This window comes from Actinomadura viridis, from assembly GCF_015751755.1.
GTDB lineage: Bacteria > Actinomycetota > Actinomycetes > Streptosporangiales > Streptosporangiaceae > Spirillospora > Spirillospora viridis.
Window position 1 is genome coordinate 2,002,124 of sequence record NZ_JADOUA010000001.1, and the last position, 20,148, is coordinate 2,022,271.

Consider the following 20,148-nt stretch of genomic DNA (forward strand, 5'->3'; position numbering starts at 1 on the left):
GAGGGAGAGGGGTCAGTACCGGGGCGGCGGAGGCTCGCGGTATCCGGGCGGGGCGTCCTCGTAGTAGCGCTCCTCGCGGATCGCCGGCGGGGGCGGCGGCGGGCGGCGGCGCGCGGTGGCGATCCGGAAGATCCCGATGATCAGCCCGGCCAGGCCACCGATCATGAGGATGATCCCGACGACCCGGATGTCGACACCGCTGAACTGGTAGTCGACGGCGTAGGTCAGGATCGCACCGATGATGATCAGGGCGAGGCTGCCTCCGATGGTCACGGCGCTGCCTCCTTTCGTCCAGGGGCGTACGAGGACGGCCTTCCCCGTGTACGGCGCTGAAACGGGCCGGTTCCGTTTTTCCTCCGAACCGGTGGATTTCCGGCAGTCAGGGCCGCGGTCACGCTAAGGTGGCGCGCGTGAACAACACGGCGCGCGGAGTGATCTTCGGGATCTTCCTGCTGGGAATGCTCGGACTGCTCTACGGCTCCCTGGTCGCGGTCAGCGCGGACGGCGCCGACTCGCACCGGGCGGTCACCCCCCTGGCGCTCGGGGCGGTCGCCTGCGCCATCATCGCCTCGGGGGCGATGAGCGGGATGACGTCCTCGTCCGGCGCCACCCGCGTCACCTTCGGCGGGCGCGGCGAGGTCCAGCCCGGCCCCGGGCAGCCCCAGCCGTACGCCCAGCCGGCGCCGCCGTACGGCTCCTACGCCCCCCACCCCGGGCAGCAGCCTCCCGGGCACCAGACCCCGGGGCAGCACCACCCCGGGCAGCAGACCCCGGGGCAGCAGCCTCCCGGGCAGTAGGGCCCGGCCGGTGATCCGTCCTGGTCCCGGCGCGGATCGGTGCCGGGGCGCCCAGGGGAGCGGCGGGCGCTAAAAGCGGTCGGGCCGCGGGGACGGGGCCCATAGGATGGCAGCGAACCCCATCGATCGCAGAAACGGTTGTCACATGTCCGCCATCACCCGTGACGAGGTGGCACACCTCGCCCGGCTGTCCCGGCTGGCGCTGGCCGACGATGAGCTCGACCATCTCGCCGCGCAGCTCGACCAGATCATTTCCGCGGTCGCGCGGGTGCAGGAGGCCGCGGCGGAGGACATCCCGCCGACCTCCCACGCGCTGCCGCTGACCAACGTCTACCGGGCCGACGAGGTCCGGCCGTCGCTGCCGCCCGAGCAGGCGCTCGCGGGCGCCCCGGCGGCCGAGGAGCAGCGGTTCCGCGTCCCCCGGATCCTGGACGAGGAGGCGTGAGCGGCATGGGCGACGGCGATCTGGTCAGGCGGACCGCGGCGGAGCTGGGCGAGCTGATCGCCTCCGGGCAGACCTCCGCGGCCGAGGTGGCCCGGGCGCACCTGGACCGGGTGGCCGCCGTGGACGGCGCCGTGGAGGCGTTCCTGCACGTCGACGAGGAGGCGGTCCTCGCGCAGGCCCGCCGGGTGGACGAGCGGCTGGCGGCGGGCGAGGAGCTCGGGCCGCTGGCCGGGGTGCCGATCGCGCACAAGGACGTCTTCACCACCACCGACATGCCCACCACCGCGGGATCCAGGATCCTCGAAGGGTGGCGGCCCCCCTACGACGCCACCGTGACCGCGCGGCTGCGCGCGGCCGGCCTCGTCATCCTCGGCAAGACCAACATGGACGAGTTCGCGATGGGCTCCTCCACCGAGAACAGCGCCTACCAGGTCACCCATAACCCGTGGGACCTGGGCCGCATCCCCGGCGGGTCGTCCGGCGGGTCCTCGGCGGCCGTCGCCGCCTACGAGGCGCCGCTGGCCACCGGCACCGACACCGGCGGCTCCATCCGGCAGCCGGCCGCGGTCACCGGGATCGTCGGCGCCAAGCCCACCTACGGCGGGTCGTCGCGGTACGGGCTGATCGCGTTCGCGTCCTCGCTGGACACGCCGGGCCCGTTCGCCCGCAACGTGCTGGACGCCGCGCTGCTGCACGAGGCGTTCTCCGGGCACGACCGGATGGACTCCACCTCGATCGACAAGCCGGTGCCGCCGGTGGTGCGCGCGGCCCGCCGGGCCGACGTGGCCGGGCTGCGGATCGGCGTGGTCAAGGAGTTCGGCGGCGAGGGCTACCAGCCCGGCGTCCTCGACCGCTTCAACGAGGCGGTCGAGCTGCTGGAGTCGCTCGGGGCCAAGGTCGTCGAGGTGTCCTGCCCCAACTTCACCTACGCGCTGCCCGCCTACTACCTGATCGCGCCGTCGGAGTGCTCGTCCAACCTGGCGCGGTTCGACGCGATGCGGTACGGGCTGCGGGTCGGCGACGACGGCACCCGCAGCGCCGAGGAGGTCATGGCGCTGACCCGGGCCGAGGGCTTCGGGGCCGAGGTCAAGCGGCGCATCATGCTGGGCACCTACGCCCTCTCCTCGGGCTACTACGACGCCTACTACGGCAAGGCGCAGCAGATCCGCACGCTGATCTCGCGCGACTTCGACGCCGCCTTCGAGCAGGTCGACGCGCTGGTCTCGCCGACCACGCCGACCACCGCGTTCCCCATCGGGGAGCGCGCCGACGACCCGATGGCGATGTACCTCGCCGACCTGTGCACGATCCCGGCCAACCTGGCGGGCAACGCGGCCATCTCGGTGCCGTGCGGCCTGGCCGGTGAGGACGGCCTGCCGGTCGGGCTGCAGATCATGGCCCCGGTGCTGGGCGACGACCGGGTCTACCGGGTCGGCGCCGCGGTCGAGCGGGCCCTGGAAGACCGCTGGGGCGGCCCGCTGCTGGCCAAGGCCCCCGAACTCGCGGAGGCCGCCAAGTGAGCACCCCCACGCTGATGCCGTACGACGAGGCGCTGGCGAGGTACGAGCCGGTGCTGGGCATCGAGACCCACATCGAGCTGGGCACCGCCTCCAAGATGTTCTGCGGCTGCCCGACCGCGTTCGGCGCCCCGCCCAACACCCAGGTGTGCCCGGTCTGCCTGGGCCTGCCCGGGGCGCTGCCGGTGACCAACAAGGCCGCGATCGAAGGCATCATCAAGATCGGCCTGGCGCTGAGCTGCGACATCGTCGAGTGGTGCAGGTTCGCCCGGAAGAACTACTTCTATCCGGACATGCCGAAGAACTTCCAGATCTCGCAGTACGACGAGCCGCTGTGCGTCGACGGCCACCTGGACGTCGAGGTGGAGGGCGAGACCTACCGGATCGAGATCGAGCGCGTCCACATGGAGGAGGACACCGGCAAGTCGCTGCACGTGGGCGGCGCCACCGGCCGCATCCACGGCGCCGACCACTCGCTGGTGGACTACAACCGCGCCGGGATCCCGCTGGTGGAGATCGTCACCAAGCCGATCCCCGCGACCGGTGACCGGGCGCCGCTGGTCGCCCGCGCCTACGCCACCGAGCTGCGCGAGCTGGTGCGGTCGCTGGGCGTGTCCGACGTCCGGATGGAGCAGGGCTCGATGCGCTGCGACGTCAACGTCTCGCTGATGCCGCGCGGCGCCTCGGAGTGGGGCACCCGCACCGAGACCAAGAACGTCAACTCGCTGCGCTCGGTCGAACGCGCCGTGCGGTCGGAGATCGAGCGGCAGGCGGGCGTGCTGGCCGCCGGCGGCCGGATCGTCCAGGAGACCCGGCACTTCCACGAGGACACCGGCGCCACCACCTCCGGGCGGAGCAAGGAGGAGGCGCAGGACTACCGCTACTTCCCCGAGCCGGACCTGGTGCCGATGGCGCCGTCCCGCGAGTGGGTGGACGAGCTGCGCGCGAGCCTGCCCGAGCCGCCCGCCGCCCGCCGGGCGCGGGTGCAGCGCGAGTGGGGCCTGTCCGACCTGGAGCTGCGCGACGTCGTCAACGCCGGCGCCCTCGACCTGATCGAGCGGACCGTGCGGGCGGGCGCCGAGGCGGGCGCGGCCCGCAAGTGGTGGATGAACGAGCTCTCCCGCCGCGCCACCGAGCAGGGCGCGGAGCTGGCCGACCTGCCCATCACGCCGGAGCAGGTGGCCCGGATCCAGGAGATGGTCGCGGCCGGGGAGCTGAACGACAAGCTGGCCCGGCAGGTCTTCACCGGCGTGCTGGCGGGGGAGGGCGCACCGGACGAGGTCGTCGCCGCCCGCGGGCTCAAGGTCGTCAGCGACGACGGCGAGCTGGCCGCGATCATCGATCAGGTGATCGCCGACAACGCCGCGGTGGCCGACAAGGTCCGCGGCGGCAAGGTCAGCGCCGTCGGGGCGCTGATCGGCCCGGTCATGAAGGCCACCCGCGGTCAGGCCGACGCGGGCCGTGCGCGGCAGCTCATCCTGGAGCGCCTGGGCGTCTCCTGAGCACGCCGGGAGGTCTCCTGGACGTGCCGGGAGGTCTCCTGAGCGCGCCGGGGCGGACCCGTTCTCTCCGCCGGTCCTGGGACGGACGGTGCGCCACCGTCCGTCCCTGACCGGGCACATGGCGCCCGGCGTCCCCGGCGTCCCCGGCGTCCCCGGCGTCCCCGTCATCCGAGGGGGACGACGAGGATCCTGTCATCGCCCTGCCTCGGCTGTCCGCGGCCGTCGCGGTTGCTGGTCGTCACCCACAGCGAACGGCCGTCGGGCGCGCGGACGACGGCGCGCAGGCGGCCGAACCGCCCCTCGAAGCGGGCGATGGGACGTCCCACCCGTCCGGCGGAGTCGAGGGGCACCTGCCAGAGCCGCTCGCCGCGCAGCGCCGCGGCCCACAGCGAACCCGCCGCGTACGCCAGGCCCGAAGGGGACGCCTCCGAGGTAGACCAGGTCAGGAGAGGGTCGGTGGACCCGTCGCGCTCCGCGGGCGGGGCGACGCCCTCCACGCGCGGCCAGCCATAGTTCTGCCCCTTCTCGATGCGGTTGATCTCGTCGAACCGCTCCTGCCCGAACTCGGTGGCGTAGAGCCGGCGGTCGTCGTCCCAGGCCAGCCCCTGCACGTTGCGGTGGCCGTACGACCAGATCCGGGTGCCGAACGGGTTGCCGGGCGCGGGCCCGCCCTCGGGCGTGACGCGCAGGATCTTCCCGCCGAGCGACGCCCTGTCCTGGGCCAGCTCGGTCCGGTAGGTGTCGCCGGTGGCGATGTAGAGCATGCCGTCGGGGCCGAACGCGATCCGCCCGCCGTTGTGGTTGGAGCCCTTGGGGATCCCCGTCACGATCGGCTGGAGCGCGCCGACGCCGCCGTCGTAGCGGAAGCGGACCACCCGGTTGTCGCCGGCGGCGGTGAAGTAGAGGTAGACCAGCCGGTCACGGTCGAAGGACGGCGAGACGGCCACGCCGAGCAGGCCGCCCTCGCCCTCGGCCCGCACGCCCGGGATCCGGCCGACCTCGGTGACCCCGCCCTGCCGGCCGACCCGGACCAGGTCGCCGCCCCGCTCGGTGACCAGGGCGTCGCCGCCCGGGAGGAAGGCCACCGCCCAGGGGACGTCCAGCCCGGTGGCGAGCGTGCGCGGCTCCCCGGGACGCGCCGTGCCGGGGGCGGCCGTCTCCGTCATCGGGGCGGGGGTGCGCGGGCCTCCGCCGCCGTCCCCGCCCCGCGCGCCGGACGAGCAGCCGCCCGCCAGCAGGACCGCGGCCAGTGCCATCGTGGTGATCGAGTGCCTTCTCATGGACCGCCCTCCGTCACTGAGTAATACGGGCGGCGAGGCGATCGCGTTCCGCCGCCGCGTTCTCCTTCCGGAACGGCCGCCGCGGCATGCTCGTACCCGCGGTTCACGTCCATCACCCGGATGAGCACGCGGCTCACCTGCATGACAAGGCACAATGGAGGCGCGCCGCACAACGGCCCGCCCCAAACGATCCGCTGCAAGCAGTCGAATCCGGCCGATTCACTTCGTATCCGGCCGTGAGTCCTGTGACCGGGCAACCCCCGGCAAGCGCGGATGTTCAGGGGCGACACGCCGGTGTCCGAACGGCCGGCATCGCCGTTCGTCGCCGGGTGGACGCCCAGCCTCAATCGCCCCGTGACCTAGGAAACGTACAGTGAGCGACACGGTGATCCCGGTCTGCAGCAACGTCGCTGATCTACAGTCGGCGCAGCCGATGCGCTCGCCGCGCTCCCGGCGCCGGCCCCGCGCGGGGCACGTTTCACCACGCGCCGGCCGTTGACGGGTGGCCGGCGCGGATCGATGACGGACGACTCACCGGGCGCGAGGCGGAGCCGCCTTCGCGGCCACGGCGCCCGGGAGGGCAGGAGGGGACACGGCGCGATGGTCGGCGACAGGGCCAGGTGGTCGCCGCGGCGACTGCCGCCGCGGGCGATACCGGTCGGGATGGTCGCGGTCGCGGGCGTGCTCTACGCCGTCGGCTCGCTGCTGGGCTGGGGCGGAAGGACCTTCATCTCCTGGGGCGAGGCCGTCGCCGCGGCGGTCGCCGCCGGAACGCTGCTGGCCGCGTCCCGCCGCCCCTCCCCGTCCTCGCCCGCCACAGCGCCCGCCACCGCGTCCGCCTCGACCGCGCCGTCTGCGACCACGCCGGCCGCGGCCGCTTCCCCCACGGCCGCGCCCGCCGCGAGCCCGTCCGATACGGGCCCGGTCCCGGACGGAACGGTGTCCGGAGGGCCCCCGGCGCTCTGGCGGGCCTCCCTGCGGTGGTACGGCCTCGCCGCGGCGTCCTGGTTCGTCGCCGCGGCCGGCAGCGCGGTGTCGGCCACGGGGCCGAGCCGCAGCGCGCTCTCGCTGTCGGTCTTCGACCTCTTCTACCTGATCGCCGCGGGGGCCGTGGTCACCGGCCTGATCGTGCCCATCCGGCTGCCCCGCGACGCCTACGGCTGGGCCCGGTACGCGGCCGACACCTACGTCTGCGCGGCGGCGCTGTTCGTCCTGGGCTGGGTGGCGCTGTTCGGCGGCCTCTACCACCGGTCGGGGGAGACCCCGTCGGAGTTCCTGCTGGAACTGCTCTACCCGCTGGTCGACATCGTGCTCGTCTGCGGGGCGCTGCCGTTCGTCCTGGGCGCCGCCCGCGGGCACCGGCGACCGGCCTGGACCGCCTACGGGGCGCTGGCCACGTTCGCCGCCGCCGACCTGGTGACCATGGTGGTCCGGCTGCGGGGCGGCGCGCCCGCCGACGACCCGGCCGACATCCTGCGGCTCGGCGGGCTGCTGCTGCTGATCCTCATCCCGCTGGCCGGGACGGTCCCGTCCGGCACGGTCCCGTCCGGCGCGCGCGGGACGGGCGGCCAGGACGCGGCGTCCGCCCCCGTCCCGGCCGGGCACGCCGGAAACCCCGCCCTCGCGGGCGGCGGTTCCGGCGGCGGCGGCCCCGGGGAGGAGGAGTGCGGCCGCGTGGCCGGCCCGGGGATCGCCCCGGCCGCCGCGGCGGCAGCGGCGGCGCTCTTCGTCGCGGGTCACTCGCTGACCGGGTCCCACGGGCTGGAACCGGTCGTGCCCCTGGTCGCCGGGACGGCCGTCCTGGTCGTGCTGGCCCGGCTGGCCGCCCTGCTGCGCGAGAACGACAGGCTGCGGCACGCGGTCGACACCGGCGAGGACCACTTCCGCGCCCTTTCGGAGAGCATCAACGACGCGGTGCTGATCTGCGACGTGAACGCCGTCGTCCACTACGCCAGCGCGGGAGCCCTGCGCACCTACCACTACACCCCCGAGGAACTGCTCGGCCGGCCGCTGCACGAGATCGTCCACCCGGAGGACCTGCCGCGGGTCCGCGCGGTGTTCTCCGAGTTCGTCGCCGGGGACATGGACGGGGACGGCGGCGACCGGGCGGGCCGCGGGGCCCGCGGCGTCCCCGGCGGCGACCCGGCCGGGGCCCGCGACGACACGCCGGAGGACCCGGCCGACGACCCGGAGGGGCCCGCCGACGACGTCCCCGCGGGCGCCGGCGGCCCGGCGGTACGGGAGGCCGGGCCCGGCACCCTCCGGCTCGCCTGCCGGGTGCGGGCGGCCGACGGCACCTGGCTGCCCACCGAGTCGACGATCTCCCGCTACAGCGGCACCGGGAACGCCCGGAACCGGCTGCTGGTCACCACCCGCGACCTGAGCGAGCAGGCCGCCCTGCGGCGCCAGGTCACCCATCTGACCTTCCACGACGGCCTCACCGGGCTGCCCAACCGCGCCTACTTCGAGGAACGCACCCGCGAGATGCTGTCCCGGCAGTGGTCGGGCGACAAGGTCGCGGTGCTGTTCGTCGACATCGACGGGTTCACGGCGGTGAACGACTCGGCCGGGCACGCGGCCGGCGACCAGGTGCTGGCGCAGGCCGCCCGGCGGCTGCGCGGCACCGTCCAGGCCGATGACACCGTGTCCCGCTGGGGCGGCGACGAGTTCGCGGTGCTGGTCCAGCTGCCGGCGGACGCCGCGGGCGGCCCCGGCGGCCCGGAGACCGGCGCGGCCGTCGAGCTGGCCGAGCGGATGCTGCGGGTGCTCACCCTGGAGCCGTACCGGGTCGGCGGCAAGGGGATCGCGCTGACCGCCAGCATCGGCATCGCCTTCGCCGGTGACGAGGAGGGCTCCGCCGTTCCCGGCGCCGGCCGGCCGGGCGACGACGCCGGCCGCCGGCTCCGCCGCAGCGCCGCCGACCTGATCCGCAACGGCGACCTGGCGATGGCCCGGGCCAAGGAGCTGGGCGGCGGCCGGGTCGAGGTCTTCGCCCCCCACATGCACGCCGACGTCGTACGGCGGCTGGAGCTGGGCAGCGACCTGCGGCGGGCGGTGGCCGAGGAGCAGTTCGCCGTGGAGTTCCAGCCGGTGGTGGAGCTCACCACCTCCCGGGTGACAGGTGTGGAGGCGCTGCTGCGCTGGTGGCGGGGGAGCGAGTCGGTCTCGCCGGAGGAGTTCATCGGCCCGGCCGAGGAGTCCGGCCTGATGGTCCCGCTGGGCGACTGGGTGCTGCGCGAGGCGTGCCGCGAGGTGGCCCGCTGGCGCGGCGACTCCTGGGAGATCGGGCTGTCGGTCAACTTCACCGCCCGGCAGATCGCGGCGCCGCGGTTCGTGGAGTCGGTCGCGGCGGCCCTGGAGGAGACCGGGCTGCCGCCCCGCGCCCTGACCCTGGAGGTGCGCGAGGAGGTGCTGGTCGAGGACGCCGGGCAGAACGTGCGGCGCCTGTCGGCCCTGCGCGACCTGGGCGTCCGGCTGGCCATCGACGACTTCGGCACCGGCTACGCCTCGCTGGCCTACCTCGGGCAGCTGCCGGTGGACATCATCAAGATCGATCCGTCGTTCGTGGCGGGGCTGGGCTCGGACGAGACCCTCACTCTGCTGACCCGCACCATCGTCCGGCTCGGCAGCGACCTCGGCCTGACCGTGGTCGCCGAGGGCATCGAACGGCCCGAGCAGCTGGAGCTGCTGCGCGAGATGGGCTGCCCGCGCGGGCAGGGCTTCCTGGTGGCGCGGCCGATGGCGGCGGGCCGGGTGGAGGCGCTGGTGCGGACCAACCTGGAGGCGCAGGACCTGCCCGGCGAGATCGCGCTGCCGCTGGAGGATCCGCCCCTTCCGTCTCGTATGGTGAGATAATCTGTCCACGGATTTGACCGGGGGCGGGAAGTCGGCGAAAGTGGGGCCCGTGCAGAGCAGTTCCATCATCCTCGTAGTACTTGGTCGGCGCGCAGGCTGATCGAGCACCTCGTCCTGCGCGCGCCCCCTCGACCGCCACCCCGGCGGCGGGGGTTTTTTGTTGGCCGTGTGACCTCAGAACGGGTGGCCCCGCGGACCCCGCGTTCCCAGCGAGCACAACAGACTCTCCCCAAGGAAACAGGACATGACGACCGAACAGATGACGGGAGCCCAGGCGCTGGTCCGCGCCCTGGAGAACGTCGGCGTCGACACCGTGTTCGGCATTCCGGGGGGCGCGATCCTCCCGGCGTACGATCCGCTCTTCGACTCCAAGAAGCTGCGCCACATCCTGGTCCGGCACGAGCAGGGCGCCGGCCACGCGGCCCAGGGGTACGCGATGGTCACCGGCAAGGTCGGGGTGTGCATGGCCACCAGCGGCCCCGGCGCCACCAACCTGGTCACCCCGATCTCCGACGCGTACATGGACTCGGTCCCCCTGGTCGCGATCACCGGGCAGGTGGCCAGCAAGGCGATCGGCACCGACGCCTTCCAGGAGGCGGACATCGCCGGCATCACCATGCCGATCACCAAGCACAACTTCCTGGTCACCCGGGCCGAGGACATCGGCCGCACCATCGCCGAGGCGTTCCACATCGCCCGCACCGGCCGGCCCGGGCCCGTCCTGGTCGACATCGCCAAGGACGCGCTGCAGGCCACCGTCGCGTTCGAGTGGCCGGTCACCCTCCAGCTCCCGGGCTACCGCCCGGTCACCCGGCCGCACTCCAAGCAGGTGCGCGAGGCGGCACGGCTGATCGTGGAGGCGCGGCGCCCGGTGCTGTACGTCGGCGGCGGCGTCCTGAAGGCCGGCGCCTCGGCCGAGCTGAAGGTCCTCGCCGAGCTCACCGGCGCGCCCGTCGTCACCACGCTGATGGCCAAGGGCGCGCTGCCCGACAGCCACCCCCTGCACATGGGCATGCCCGGCATGCACGGCAGCGTCGGCGCGGTCGGCGCCCTGCAGAAGGCCGACCTGCTGGTCACCCTGGGCGCCCGCTTCGACGACCGGGTCACCGGCAAGCTGGACGGGTTCGCCCCGCACGCCAAGGTCGTGCACGCCGACATCGACCCCGCCGAGATCTCCAAGAACCGGCACGCCGACGTCCCGATCGTCGGGGACGCCCGCGAGGTCATCGCCGACCTGATCGTGGCGGTCCAGGCCGAGCACGAGGCCGGCCGCAAGGGGGACTACGAGGACTGGTGGCGGCAGCTGGAGGCCTGGCGCACCACCTACCCGCTGGGGTACGACCGGCCCGCCGACGGCTCGCTGGCGCCCCAGTACGTCATCGAGCGGATCGGGCGGCTGGCCGGCCCGGACGCCTACTACGTCGCGGGCGTCGGCCAGCACCAGATGTGGACCGCGCAGTTCATCAAGTACGAGCGGCCCGGGGCGTTCCTCAACTCCGGCGGCGCCGGCACGATGGGCTACGCCGTCCCGGCCGCGATGGGCGCCAAGGTCGGCGCGCCGGACACCCAGGTGTGGGCGATCGACGGCGACGGCTGCTTCCAGATGACCAACCAGGAGCTGGCCACCTGCGCGATCGAGGGCATCCCGGTCAAGATCGCCGTCATCAACAACGGCAACCTGGGCATGGTCCGCCAGTGGCAGACGCTCTTCTACAACGAGCGCTACTCCAACACCGACCTGCAGTCGGCGGCCACGCGGGCCAAGCGTGTCCCCGACTTCGTCAAGCTGGCCGAGGCGTACGGTTGCGTGGGGCTGCGGTGCGAGCGGGCCGAGGACGTGGACGGCGTCATCGCCAAGGCGATGGAGATCAACGACGCCCCGGTGGTGATCGACTTCATCGTCCACCAGGACGCGATGGTGTGGCCGATGGTCGCCGCCGGCACCGCCAACGACGACATCAAGATCGCTCGTGATATGGCCCCCGACTGGGAGAACGGAGACTGACCCCGATGAGCCTGCACACACTCTCGGTGCTGGTGGAGAACACGCCCGGCATCCTGGCGCGGGTCGCGGCGCTGTTCTCCCGGCGCGGGTTCAACATCGAGTCGCTCGCCGTCGGCACCACCGAGCACCCCGAGATCTCCCGCATGACGATCGTGGTGAACGTGGCGGACCTGCCGCTGGAGCAGGTCACCAAGCAGCTGAACAAGCTGGTGAACGTGCTCAAGATCGTCGAGCTGGACCCGTCCACCTCGGTCCAGCGCGAGCTGGTGCTGATCAAGGTCCGCGCCGACGCCGAGACCCGGTCCCAGGTGCTGGAGACCGTCCAGCTGTTCCGGGCCAAGGTCGTCGACGTGGCGCCGGACGCGGTCACCATCGAGGCCACCGGGAACCGCGAGAAGCTGGACGCCCTGATCCGGATGCTGGAGCCGTTCGGCATCAAGGAACTGGTGCAGTCGGGCATGGTGGCCGTCGGCCGCGGCGCCCGGTCCATCACCGACCGCTCGCTGCGCGCGCTGGACCGCAGCGCGTGACCCCACACCCCCGGCCCTCCGCGGGGCGCCCCGCGGACCGCCGCACACCGGTAAACAAGGAAAGGCAGCACCACAGTGGCTGAGATGTTCTACGACAACGACGCGGACCTGAGCATCATCCAGGGCCGGCACGTCGCCGTCATCGGGTACGGCAGCCAGGGGCACGCGCACGCGCTCTCCCTGCGCGACTCGGGCGTCGACGTCCGCATCGGCCTGCCCGAGGGGTCCAAGTCCCGGGCCAAGGCCGAGGCCGAGGGGCTGCGGGTGCTGACCCCGGCCGAGGCCGCCGAGGAGGCCGACCTGATCATGATCCTGGCGCCGGACCACCTCCAGCGCGGGATCTACGAGAAGGACATCAAGCCCGCCCTGGTCGAGGGCGACGCGCTGTTCTTCGGGCACGGCCTCAACATCCGCTACGGCCTGATCGACCCGCCGGAGGGCGTGGACGTCTGCATGGTCGCGCCCAAGGGCCCGGGCCACCTGGTCCGCCGCCAGTTCACCGCGGGCCGCGGCGTGCCGGTGATCGTGGCCGTCGAGAAGGACCCGACCGGCGGCGCCTGGCCGCTGGCGCTGTCGTACGCCAAGGCCATCGGCGGGCTGCGCGCGGGCGGCATCAAGACCACCTTCACCGAGGAGACCGAGACCGACCTGTTCGGCGAGCAGGTCGTGCTGTGCGGCGGCCTCTCCGAGCTGATCAAGACCGGGTTCGAGGTGCTGATCGAGGCCGGCTACCAGCCCGAGGTGGCCTACTTCGAGTGCCTGCACGAGGTGAAGCTGATCGTCGACCTGATGTACGAGGGCGGCATCTCCAAGATGTACTGGTCGGTGTCCGACACCGCCGAGTACGGCGGCTACAGCCGCGGCGGCCGGGTGGTCACCTCCGACACCAAGGCAGAGATGAAGCGGATCCTGTCGGAGATCCAGTCCGGCGAGTTCGCCAAGGAGCTGGTGGCCGAGTTCGAGGGCGGGCAGGCCCAGTTCGCCAAGTACCGCCAGGAGCTGGCCGCGCACCCGATCGAGGAGACCGGCGCCAAGCTGCGTCCGATGATGAGCTGGCTCAACGACTGAGCTCCCCGGCACCGGGCCGGCCCGCGTCGTGCCCGGTGCGGGCCCGGTTCGGGCCGATAGGGGCCCGGTTCCATGGGCATGCGCCGAGGCCGCCCGCTCCGTCCTTCCGCGCGGAGCGGGCGGCCTCGGCGCGTTCCGGGATCCCTTCCCGGAGCCTTTCCCGGAGCGCCGTTCCGGGTCCTAGGACCTCCAGGGCATCAGCCTGCGCAGCCGGGCGCCCGGCCGCCACCGCCTCCCGGCGCGCGCCCCGCCGTCCCCGTCGCCGCGTTCCACGCGGACGGCCAGGTGCCCTCCGCCGGTGAAGAGGATCGTCCCCTGCCCGGCCGCCCCGAGCGAGCGCCGCTGCGGCTCGGTCTTCAGCCGGGGGCCGCGCACGGGGCCCAGGCGGGCCTCACGGGTCAGCCCCAGCGTCGACGCGGCCACGTGCACCTCCCACAGGCCGGGGCCGGGAACGGCGATCCCGGCCGCCTCGAAGCCGTCCTCCAGCGGCCCGGCCGCGCAGCGGTGCTCCGCCCCCGACCCGCTCTCCCGCAGCACGATCTCCACCTGGGTCCGGCGGGCCTCGACCCGCTCGATCACCGCCCGGCCGCGGATCCGCACCCGCCCGCCGTGCCAGCCCACCGCGTCCAGGCGGTGCTCCACCCCGACCTCGGCGGTGATGTCGGCGTCCTTGCGGGGCACGCCGCGCAGGTACGGGTACATCGCGTACACCCGGCCCCCGACGACGACCGCGCCCACCCGGTGCCCCGCCACCTCGTCGCGGATCATCCGCTCCAGCTCGTCGCGCAGCCCGTGCCGGATGCAGAAGGCACGGAGCCGGTACGCCGAGGGCAGCGCGGCGCGGGCGGCGTCGCTGAGGTCCTCGTCGCCGAGCATCCGCCGCGTCCCCTCCACCAGGCGCTCGCGCTGCGGCCCGTCCAGATCCAGGAACCGGTGGTCGTACACCCGCAGGAGGTCCTGCAGGACACTGATCGCGCACTCCGAGTTCACTGGTCTCTCCTGGTGGGGGCGGGAAACATCCATACGGTAAGGGGCGGGTCGGGCGCCCGAGGGGAGCGACGCTCGCGTGTCTCTCCGGTGCCGTGACGATCACGTCCGGGGAGCCGTGCTGGTAGCGTCTTGGCACGTGGCGGAGGCGGCGGAGATGGTACGTGCTGCGGCTCGGGAACCCGCCCTCGGGCGGGCGCGCCGGACTCCCCGGCACGGCCTGCCGCTGGCCCTCGCGGTGGCGCTCACGGCCGCGGTCTACGCGGCGTCCTCGCTGCTGCGGCTGCGCGACTTCCGCGCCGGCACCTACGATCTGGTGATCTTCGACCAGGCGGTCCGCTCCTACAGCCGGCTCGGCGCCCCGGTGGCGATGGTCAAGGGCGTGCACAACGGCTTCGGGCCGGACTTCTCGGTCCTGGGCGACCACTTCTCGCCGCTGCTGGCGGTGCTGGCGCCGCTGTACCGGATCCACGACGGGCCCGGGACACTGCTGGTCGCGCAGGCCGTGCTGTTCGCCCTGGCGATCGTGCCCGTCTGGCGGTACGCGGCGCGGCGCCTCGGCGCCCCCTCGGCCCACCTCGTCGCGGCCGCGTACGCGATGTCGTGGCCGATCGCCGAGGCGCTGGCGTTCGACTTCCACGAGGTGGCCTTCGTCCCGCTCCTGTCGGCGCTGATGGTCGAGCGCCACGACGCCGGCCGGCGCGGCCAGGCGGCCCTGGCCGCGTCCGCGCTGCTCCTGGTCAAGGAGGACATGGGCCTGCTGGTGGCGGGGTTCGGGTTCGTCCTGCTCACCATGAAGGGCGAACGCCGCTCGGGTCTGGTCCACATCGCCGCGGGGCTGGCGGCCGCCTGGCTGTCGTCCCGGGTCCTGATCGCGGCGTTCGGCGGCGACAACGACTACTACTGGGCGTACGGCTCGCTGGGCGAGGACATGCCGCACGCCGTCCTGCACGTGCTGACCCAGCCCTGGGCCGTGCCCGCGGTGCTCGCCTCGCCGCCGGTGAAACTTCTCACCATCGCGCTCCTCGTGCTGCCTCTGCTGCTGCTCCCGCTCCGGTCGCCGCTCACCCTCGCGGTGCTCCCGCTGCTGGCCGAGCGGATGCTGGCCGACCGCTTCCCGAACTGGTGGGAGCCCCGGTACCACTACAACGCGTTCCTGATCGCCCTCCTGGTCATGGCGGCGGCGGACGGCGTCCACCGGCTGCGCGAGCGGGAGCCGTCCGGCGAGGCGCGGACGCCGCGGCCGTTCCGCGCGGGCCCGTTCACGCAGCCGCTCACGCGGCCGCTCACGCGGCCGCTCACGCGGCCGCTCACGCGGCCGTTCGTGCGGGCGATCCGGGCGGTGCCCGCGCGGTTCCGGCCCCACCTGCCGGCTGCGGCGATCACCACGGCCACCGTGGTGACGCTGCCGTTCTTCGCCTTCGCCGACCTGGCCGACCCGAACCTCTACCGGCACGACGCGCGGGCGCGGGCCGCCGCCCAGGCCGTCGCCCGCATCCCGGACGGGGCGCTGGTGGAGACGCCCAACCGCCTCGGCCCCGCGCTCTCCGCGCGCACCCGCGTGCTGCTGTGGGACAGAGAGCCGCGCCACGCGCCCTGGGTGATCGCCGACACCGCCATGCGCACCTTCCCGTTCCGGGACGTCGGGGAACAGCGGCGCCGGGTCGGCGAACTCGTCGCCGGGGGATACCGCCCCGTCTTCCAGCGCGCCGGCTACATCGTCCTCACCCGGGAATCCCCGACCCGACCGTGACTCATGGCCGTGATGACTGTCAGAAAGACGGTGAAGGCCATCCCCGGGTAAATTCCCCTACACTTTTCGCGCTCTTTGCCTGATACTTGTAGTGAGTCGCCGCGGGCGTGTGCACCCCCCAGCGCACCAGCGTGAACACTCCTCGTGACCGGGCCCGCGACGGCGGTGGGACGGAATCATGAGATCTGATCATCGACATGGGCCCGGAACGCGGGCCAGAGAATTCCCCGCCCGGCCCCGTTCGTCTCCGGCGAGTAAATGCGCGCCCGGCAATACGACCGGCCGGGCGCTTTGTGGCGGGGAGCGGTGAGATGGCCGCGGCGGACCCGGCCGTCCGGCGGTGGCGGACCTGCGGGGAGGCGTGGATCGCGCTGCTCCGGCACGTCTGGTCGGCCGGCGAGGCGGGCATGGAGGACCAGGGGCCGATCATCGAGGGACCTCCGACGCACTTCGAGATCGCCTCGCTGAGCTGGGAGGATCCCCTCCTCCTCCGGCACGGTGAGCGCGAGCTCATGCCGTGCCGCGCGCGCGGGCGCCTTCGCGGCGGGCCCGGCCCGGAGGACGGGCCGTCCGGTCTCCGGCTGCGCGACCGGAACGGGGCGGACCAGCTCCGCTGGGTCGTCGGGCTCCTGCGCGCCCGCCCCTGGACGACCAGCGCCTGGATCTCACTGGTGATCCCGGGGGAGCCCTCCGGCGCCCTCCCGTGCCTGGTGGCGCTGTCGTTCCGCATCCGCGGCTACCGGCTCGGCATGACGGCCCTGTTCCGCTCGCAGGACGTCGTCCGCGGCTACCTGGCCTACATCCCGCTGCGCGAGGTCCAGGCGCGGGTCGCCGAGGAGCTGGGCCTTCCGGCCGGCCCCCTGCGGATCTTCGTCGACGTCCCGCACATCGCCCTCGCCGACGCCGAACGGGTGGCGGGCATCCTGACCGCGCTCCCGGAGCCGCACGCGGCCTGAGGGGTTCGCGGGCCCCCGTCCCCGTTCGGGGCGGGACGAGGGCGGGGTGACGCCCTGCCGGACGGCGCGGTACGAGCCGTGCCACCCGGAATCTCCACGGACAAAAGGGGTGTTCAGGTGTGTGTCACCGCGCCCGCGAGGGGCGCGGCCCACGGGGGATAGACTCGGGAACGAGGCGAGGGCACACCGTGGTGACTCGCGACTTTCCCCGCACTTCACTGCACATCCACGTTCCGAAGGACCGTTCCTTGAGCAAGCCTGTCGTCCTCGTCGCAGAAGAACTCTCACCGGCCGGCATCGCGGTCCTCGAATCCGACTTCGAGGTCCGGCAGGTCGACGGCGCAGACCGCGCGGCGCTGCTCCCCGCGGTGGCCGACGTCGACGCGCTGATCGTGCGCAGCGCCACCAAGGTCACCGCCGAGGTGTTCCAGCACGCCAAGCGGCTGCGCGTGGTCGCGCGGGCCGGTGTCGGGCTCGACAACGTCGACGTCGAGGCCGCCACCAAGGCCGGCGTCATGGTCGTGAACGCGCCGACCTCCAACATCGTCACCGCCGCCGAGCACGCGATCGCGCTGCTGCTGGCCACCGCCCGCAACGTGCCGCAGGGGCACGCCGCGCTCAAGCAGGGCGAGTGGAAGCGCTCCAGGTACACCGGCGTCGAGCTGCAGGGCAAGACCGTCGGCGTGCTGGGCCTGGGCCGCATCGGCGTGCTGGTCGCGCAGCGCCTGGCCTCCTTCGACATGAACGTCATCGCGTTCGACCCCTACGTGCAGGCCGCCCGCGCCGCCCAGCTCGGCGTGAAACTGGTCACGCTGGACGAGCTGCTCGCCGAGAGCGACTTCATCACCGTCCACCTGCCCAAGACGCCCGAGACCCTGGGGCTCATCGGCGACCGGGAGCTGCAGCGGGTCAAGCCCGAGGTGCGCATCGTCAACGCGGCCCGCGGCGGCATCGTCGACGAGGAGGCGCTCGACCTGGCGCTCAAGGACGGCCGGGTGGCCGGCGCCGGCATCGACGTGTTCAGCACCGAGCCGTGCACCGACAGCCCGCTCTTCCACCACGACAACGTCGTGGTCACCCCGCACCTGGGGGCCAGCACCCACGAGGCGCAGGAGAAGGCCGGCACCCAGGTCGCCCGCTCGGTCAAGCTCGCCCTGTCCGGCGAGTTCGTGCCGGACGCGGTCAACGTCCAGGGCGGCGCGGTCGCCGAGGACGTCAAGCCGGGCCTGCCGCTGGCCGAGAAGCTGGGCCGCATCTTCACCGCGCTGGCCGGCGGCGTGCCGGTCCGGCTCGACGTGGTCGTGCGCGGCGAGATCGCCGAGCACGACGTCAAGGTGCTGGAGCTGGCCGCGCTCAAGGGCGTGTTCGTGGACGTCATCGAGGAGGCGGTGACCTTCGTCAACGCCCCGCTGCTGGCCCGCGACCGCGGTGTGGAGGTCACCCTCACCACCAGCGAGGACAGCCCCGACTGGCGCAACGTGGTGCAGGTCCGCGGCACGATGGCCGACGGTGAGGTGGTGTCGGTCTCCGGCACCCTGACCGGCCCCAAGCACATCGAGCGGATCATCGAGATCAACGGCTACCAGATGGAGCTGACGCCCACCGACCACATGGCGTTCTTCGCCTACGTCGACCGGCCCGGCATCGTCGGCGTGGTCGGCCGGCTGCTCGGCGACGCGGGCGTCAACATCGCCGGCATGCAGGTCGGCCGTGACGCCAAGGGCGGCCGGGCGCTGATCGCGCTGACCGTCGACTCCGCGATCCCGGCCCAGCTGGCCGACGTGATCGCGACCGAGATCGGCGCCGACACCGGCCGCCGGGTCGACCTGGAGGGCTGAGCCGGACGGCCGTCCGTTACGCGGCCGGCCGTACGGTGGCCGTACGGACGTCACACGCACACCGCCATGACCCCGAGTTCCTGTGGACGGGGTCATGGCGGTGTCGTCTCATCCAGGCGTTCGAACGCGCCGGCGTCTCAGCATGTGAAAAGTTCGGTCACGGGTCAAGACTCCGCCCGGACGGGCGGGTAGCGTGGAGAGCACCATGCGGCACTTCGTAGTGATCCTTCACTGCCGCGACGGGGCCTGAACCGGCGGGCCGATCCCCGTCGCGGAGTGCGACGCCGGGCCCCGAGCCTCGATCCTTCACCGCGAAGTTACGGATTATCACCATGAACTCTCTGCGTGTCTCCACCCTGCCCGTCGCCAGCGCGCCCGCCGACGACGCCGCCGAGGAAGCCGCCCGGGCGCTGCAGACCGCCCTGGACCGGCGCGACAACGGCGGCCGTCCCGCCGTCTGACCGGCCGTCCGCGTGCCGCCCGCCGTGTGCACGGCCCGCCGCGCTCCTGCGATCATGAGGGCATGACGGCGGGAATCGCGGCACGGCGGGCCGGTGCCGGAGAGGTGGTCCCGGCGCTCGCCGCGGCCGCGGCGCTGGGGCCCTACTTCGAGATCGTCACCGATCCGGCCGAGCAGGCCGATCCGACCTGGCGGCGGCTGCCCGAGCGCGACACCGGCCGGCTGGCCGGCCTGGTGGACGCGTACGCCGCCCGGCTCGGGACCGGCGAGCGGCGCGTCGCGGCGTCCATCCTCTTCCAGGGGCTGGCCGCGCGGCTGTGGTCGCCCGTCATCGTGGCCGCCGCCCACGGCGTCGTCCCCGACCTGTCCGGCCTGCACTGGCGCTGGGCGCCCGGCGCGCCGATCGCGCTCTGGCTGGACGCCCCCTCCGGCTGGCTCCCGCCCCCCGCACCCGGCCGGGCGGCCGGACCGCCCCGGGACATCGGGACGCCCCACCCGCCCGGCGCTTCCGGCGCGTCCGGCCCGGTCGATCCGGTCGGGCTGGCCGGGCTGGTTCACCGCGAGGTCGTCGAGCACCAGTTGCGCCCGCTGCGCGAGACCCTGCTCGGCATCGTCCGGCTGGCCGACGCCCTGCTCTGGGGCAACGCCGCCTCGGCCCTGGCCGGGACCCTGCGCTCCGCCGCGCTGGACCGCGGCCTGGCCGCGCCGGTGCGTTCCGTCGTCGGCGAGCTGATGATCCGCGAGCCGCTCGCCGGCACGGGATCGTTCGGCCGGGAGGGCTTCGTGCGGCGCAGCTGCTGCCTTTACTACCGGGTGCCGCCCGGGGGCGAGATGTGCGGCGACTGTGCACTTCTACGCAGATAGAGCTTTCTCATCGGAGATATCCGCTTCGGCCGTGTATCTTGCCTCTTCATCCTGCTGCTGATCTTGTGGGCGTCCCGGAGACGCCCGCCCCCGCTCCGGTACGCGGCAGGGGCCGACGAGGGAGCCCGCGCTCGCGGGCCGGTCAGATGGGGCCAGCATGTCCGGATACCAGTCTTTTCCACCGAACGGCCCGGCCGGACCGCCGGGCCCGGCGGGGCCTCCGCCTCCGCCGGGCCCGGCGGGGCCTCCGCCTCCGCCGGGCATGGCGGGGCCTCCGCCCATGCCGGGTCA

Annotated in this window: 16 protein-coding genes; 13 read left to right on the forward strand and 3 right to left on the reverse strand. The window is 73.6% G+C overall.

Going from position 1 to position 20,148, the window contains the following annotated elements; genetic code table 11:
• Nucleotides 1–12: 12 nt before the first annotated feature.
• Nucleotides 13–273: a DUF6458 family protein gene (locus IW256_RS08835; RefSeq protein ID WP_197010484.1), complete on the reverse strand. Its 261-nt coding sequence runs from the start codon at nt 271–273 to the stop codon at nt 13–15.
• Nucleotides 274–410: 137 nt separating this feature from the next.
• Here IW256_RS08835 and IW256_RS08840 point away from each other — a divergent pair, with 137 nt between their 5' ends.
• The 4 genes from IW256_RS08840 (at nt 411) to gatB (ending at nt 4,261) form a co-directional block, all read left to right on the forward strand.
• Nucleotides 411–797, forward strand: coding sequence for a hypothetical protein (locus IW256_RS08840; RefSeq protein ID WP_197010485.1), 387 nt, complete (start codon nt 411–413; stop codon nt 795–797).
• A gap of 145 nt (nt 798–942) precedes the next feature.
• Complete coding sequence (gene gatC / locus IW256_RS08845) at nt 943–1,242, forward strand: Asp-tRNA(Asn)/Glu-tRNA(Gln) amidotransferase subunit GatC (RefSeq protein WP_197010486.1); 300 nt, start codon at nt 943–945, stop codon at nt 1,240–1,242.
• A gap of 5 nt (nt 1,243–1,247) precedes the next feature.
• Nucleotides 1,248–2,762: an Asp-tRNA(Asn)/Glu-tRNA(Gln) amidotransferase subunit GatA gene (gatA, locus tag IW256_RS08850; RefSeq protein WP_197016195.1), complete on the forward strand. Its 1,515-nt coding sequence runs from the start codon at nt 1,248–1,250 to the stop codon at nt 2,760–2,762.
• 14 nt (nt 2,763–2,776) lie between these two features.
• Complete coding sequence (gene gatB, locus IW256_RS08855) at nt 2,777–4,261, forward strand: Asp-tRNA(Asn)/Glu-tRNA(Gln) amidotransferase subunit GatB (protein ID WP_197016196.1); 1,485 nt, start codon at nt 2,777–2,779, stop codon at nt 4,259–4,261.
• A 164-nt stretch (nt 4,262–4,425) separates the two neighbouring features.
• Here gatB and IW256_RS08860 read toward each other — a convergent pair whose 3' ends face one another.
• The gene (locus tag IW256_RS08860) at nt 4,426–5,541 is read right to left on the reverse strand and encodes a PQQ-dependent sugar dehydrogenase (protein ID WP_197010487.1); all 1,116 of its coding nucleotides are present in this window, start codon (nt 5,539–5,541) and stop codon (nt 4,426–4,428) included.
• Between the two features lie 600 nt (nt 5,542–6,141).
• Between IW256_RS08860 and IW256_RS08865 the strand changes: the two genes are divergently transcribed.
• The 4 genes from IW256_RS08865 (at nt 6,142) to ilvC (ending at nt 12,999) form a co-directional block, all read left to right on the forward strand.
• Nucleotides 6,142–9,396, forward strand: coding sequence for a putative bifunctional diguanylate cyclase/phosphodiesterase (locus tag IW256_RS08865; protein ID WP_197010488.1), 3,255 nt, complete (start codon nt 6,142–6,144; stop codon nt 9,394–9,396).
• Nucleotides 9,397–9,640: 244 nt separating this feature from the next.
• Nucleotides 9,641–11,401: an acetolactate synthase large subunit gene (locus tag IW256_RS08870; RefSeq protein WP_197010489.1), complete on the forward strand. Its 1,761-nt coding sequence runs from the start codon at nt 9,641–9,643 to the stop codon at nt 11,399–11,401.
• Nucleotides 11,402–11,406: 5 nt separating this feature from the next.
• The gene (ilvN, locus tag IW256_RS08875) at nt 11,407–11,931 is read left to right on the forward strand and encodes an acetolactate synthase small subunit (RefSeq protein WP_197010490.1); all 525 of its coding nucleotides are present in this window, start codon (nt 11,407–11,409) and stop codon (nt 11,929–11,931) included.
• A gap of 84 nt (nt 11,932–12,015) precedes the next feature.
• Nucleotides 12,016–12,999, forward strand: a complete 984-nt coding sequence (gene ilvC, locus IW256_RS08880; protein ID WP_197010491.1) for a ketol-acid reductoisomerase — start codon at nt 12,016–12,018, stop codon at nt 12,997–12,999.
• Between the two features lie 180 nt (nt 13,000–13,179).
• Here the strand turns inward: ilvC and IW256_RS08885 are convergent, their stop codons facing one another.
• Nucleotides 13,180–13,989: a hypothetical protein gene (locus IW256_RS08885; RefSeq protein WP_197010492.1), complete on the reverse strand. Its 810-nt coding sequence runs from the start codon at nt 13,987–13,989 to the stop codon at nt 13,180–13,182.
• A gap of 115 nt (nt 13,990–14,104) precedes the next feature.
• Between IW256_RS08885 and IW256_RS08890 the strand changes: the two genes are divergently transcribed.
• From IW256_RS08890 to IW256_RS08905, 5 genes are all read left to right on the forward strand, one after another.
• Complete coding sequence (locus IW256_RS08890; protein ID WP_197010493.1) at nt 14,105–15,739, forward strand: DUF2079 domain-containing protein; 1,635 nt, start codon at nt 14,105–14,107, stop codon at nt 15,737–15,739.
• A 311-nt stretch (nt 15,740–16,050) separates the two neighbouring features.
• Nucleotides 16,051–16,695, forward strand: a complete 645-nt coding sequence (locus tag IW256_RS08895; protein WP_197010494.1) for a thymidylate synthase family protein — start codon at nt 16,051–16,053, stop codon at nt 16,693–16,695.
• Between the two features lie 248 nt (nt 16,696–16,943).
• Nucleotides 16,944–18,533, forward strand: a complete 1,590-nt coding sequence (serA, locus tag IW256_RS08900; protein WP_197010495.1) for a phosphoglycerate dehydrogenase — start codon at nt 16,944–16,946, stop codon at nt 18,531–18,533.
• A gap of 332 nt (nt 18,534–18,865) precedes the next feature.
• Complete coding sequence (locus tag IW256_RS42120; RefSeq protein ID WP_269217918.1) at nt 18,866–18,994, forward strand: hypothetical protein; 129 nt, start codon at nt 18,866–18,868, stop codon at nt 18,992–18,994.
• A 62-nt stretch (nt 18,995–19,056) separates the two neighbouring features.
• Nucleotides 19,057–19,857: a (2Fe-2S)-binding protein gene (locus IW256_RS08905; protein WP_197010496.1), complete on the forward strand. Its 801-nt coding sequence runs from the start codon at nt 19,057–19,059 to the stop codon at nt 19,855–19,857.
• Nucleotides 19,858–20,148 lie beyond the last annotated feature (291 nt).

What these genes read in the sequence shown, in the direction of transcription:
- gatC (WP_197010486.1), top strand. Translation starts at nt 943, where the DNA reads ATGTCCGCCATCACCCGTGACGAGGTGGCACACCTCGCCCGGCTGTCC.
- gatA (WP_197016195.1), top strand. Translation starts at nt 1,248, where the DNA reads ATGGGCGACGGCGATCTGGTCAGGCGGACCGCGGCGGAGCTGGGCGAG.
- gatB (WP_197016196.1), top strand. Translation starts at nt 2,777, where the DNA reads ATGCCGTACGACGAGGCGCTGGCGAGGTACGAGCCGGTGCTGGGCATC.
- IW256_RS08860 (WP_197010487.1), bottom strand. Translation starts at nt 5,541, where the DNA reads ATGAGAAGGCACTCGATCACCACGATGGCACTGGCCGCGGTCCTGCTG.
- IW256_RS08865 (WP_197010488.1), top strand. Translation starts at nt 6,142, where the DNA reads ATGGTCGGCGACAGGGCCAGGTGGTCGCCGCGGCGACTGCCGCCGCGG.
- IW256_RS08870 (WP_197010489.1), top strand. Translation starts at nt 9,641, where the DNA reads ATGACGACCGAACAGATGACGGGAGCCCAGGCGCTGGTCCGCGCCCTG.
- ilvN (WP_197010490.1), top strand. Translation starts at nt 11,407, where the DNA reads ATGAGCCTGCACACACTCTCGGTGCTGGTGGAGAACACGCCCGGCATC.
- ilvC (WP_197010491.1), top strand. Translation starts at nt 12,016, where the DNA reads ATGTTCTACGACAACGACGCGGACCTGAGCATCATCCAGGGCCGGCAC.
- IW256_RS08895 (WP_197010494.1), top strand. Translation starts at nt 16,051, where the DNA reads ATGGCCGCGGCGGACCCGGCCGTCCGGCGGTGGCGGACCTGCGGGGAG.
- IW256_RS42120 (WP_269217918.1), top strand. Translation starts at nt 18,866, where the DNA reads ATGAACTCTCTGCGTGTCTCCACCCTGCCCGTCGCCAGCGCGCCCGCC.
- IW256_RS08905 (WP_197010496.1), top strand. Translation starts at nt 19,057, where the DNA reads ATGACGGCGGGAATCGCGGCACGGCGGGCCGGTGCCGGAGAGGTGGTC.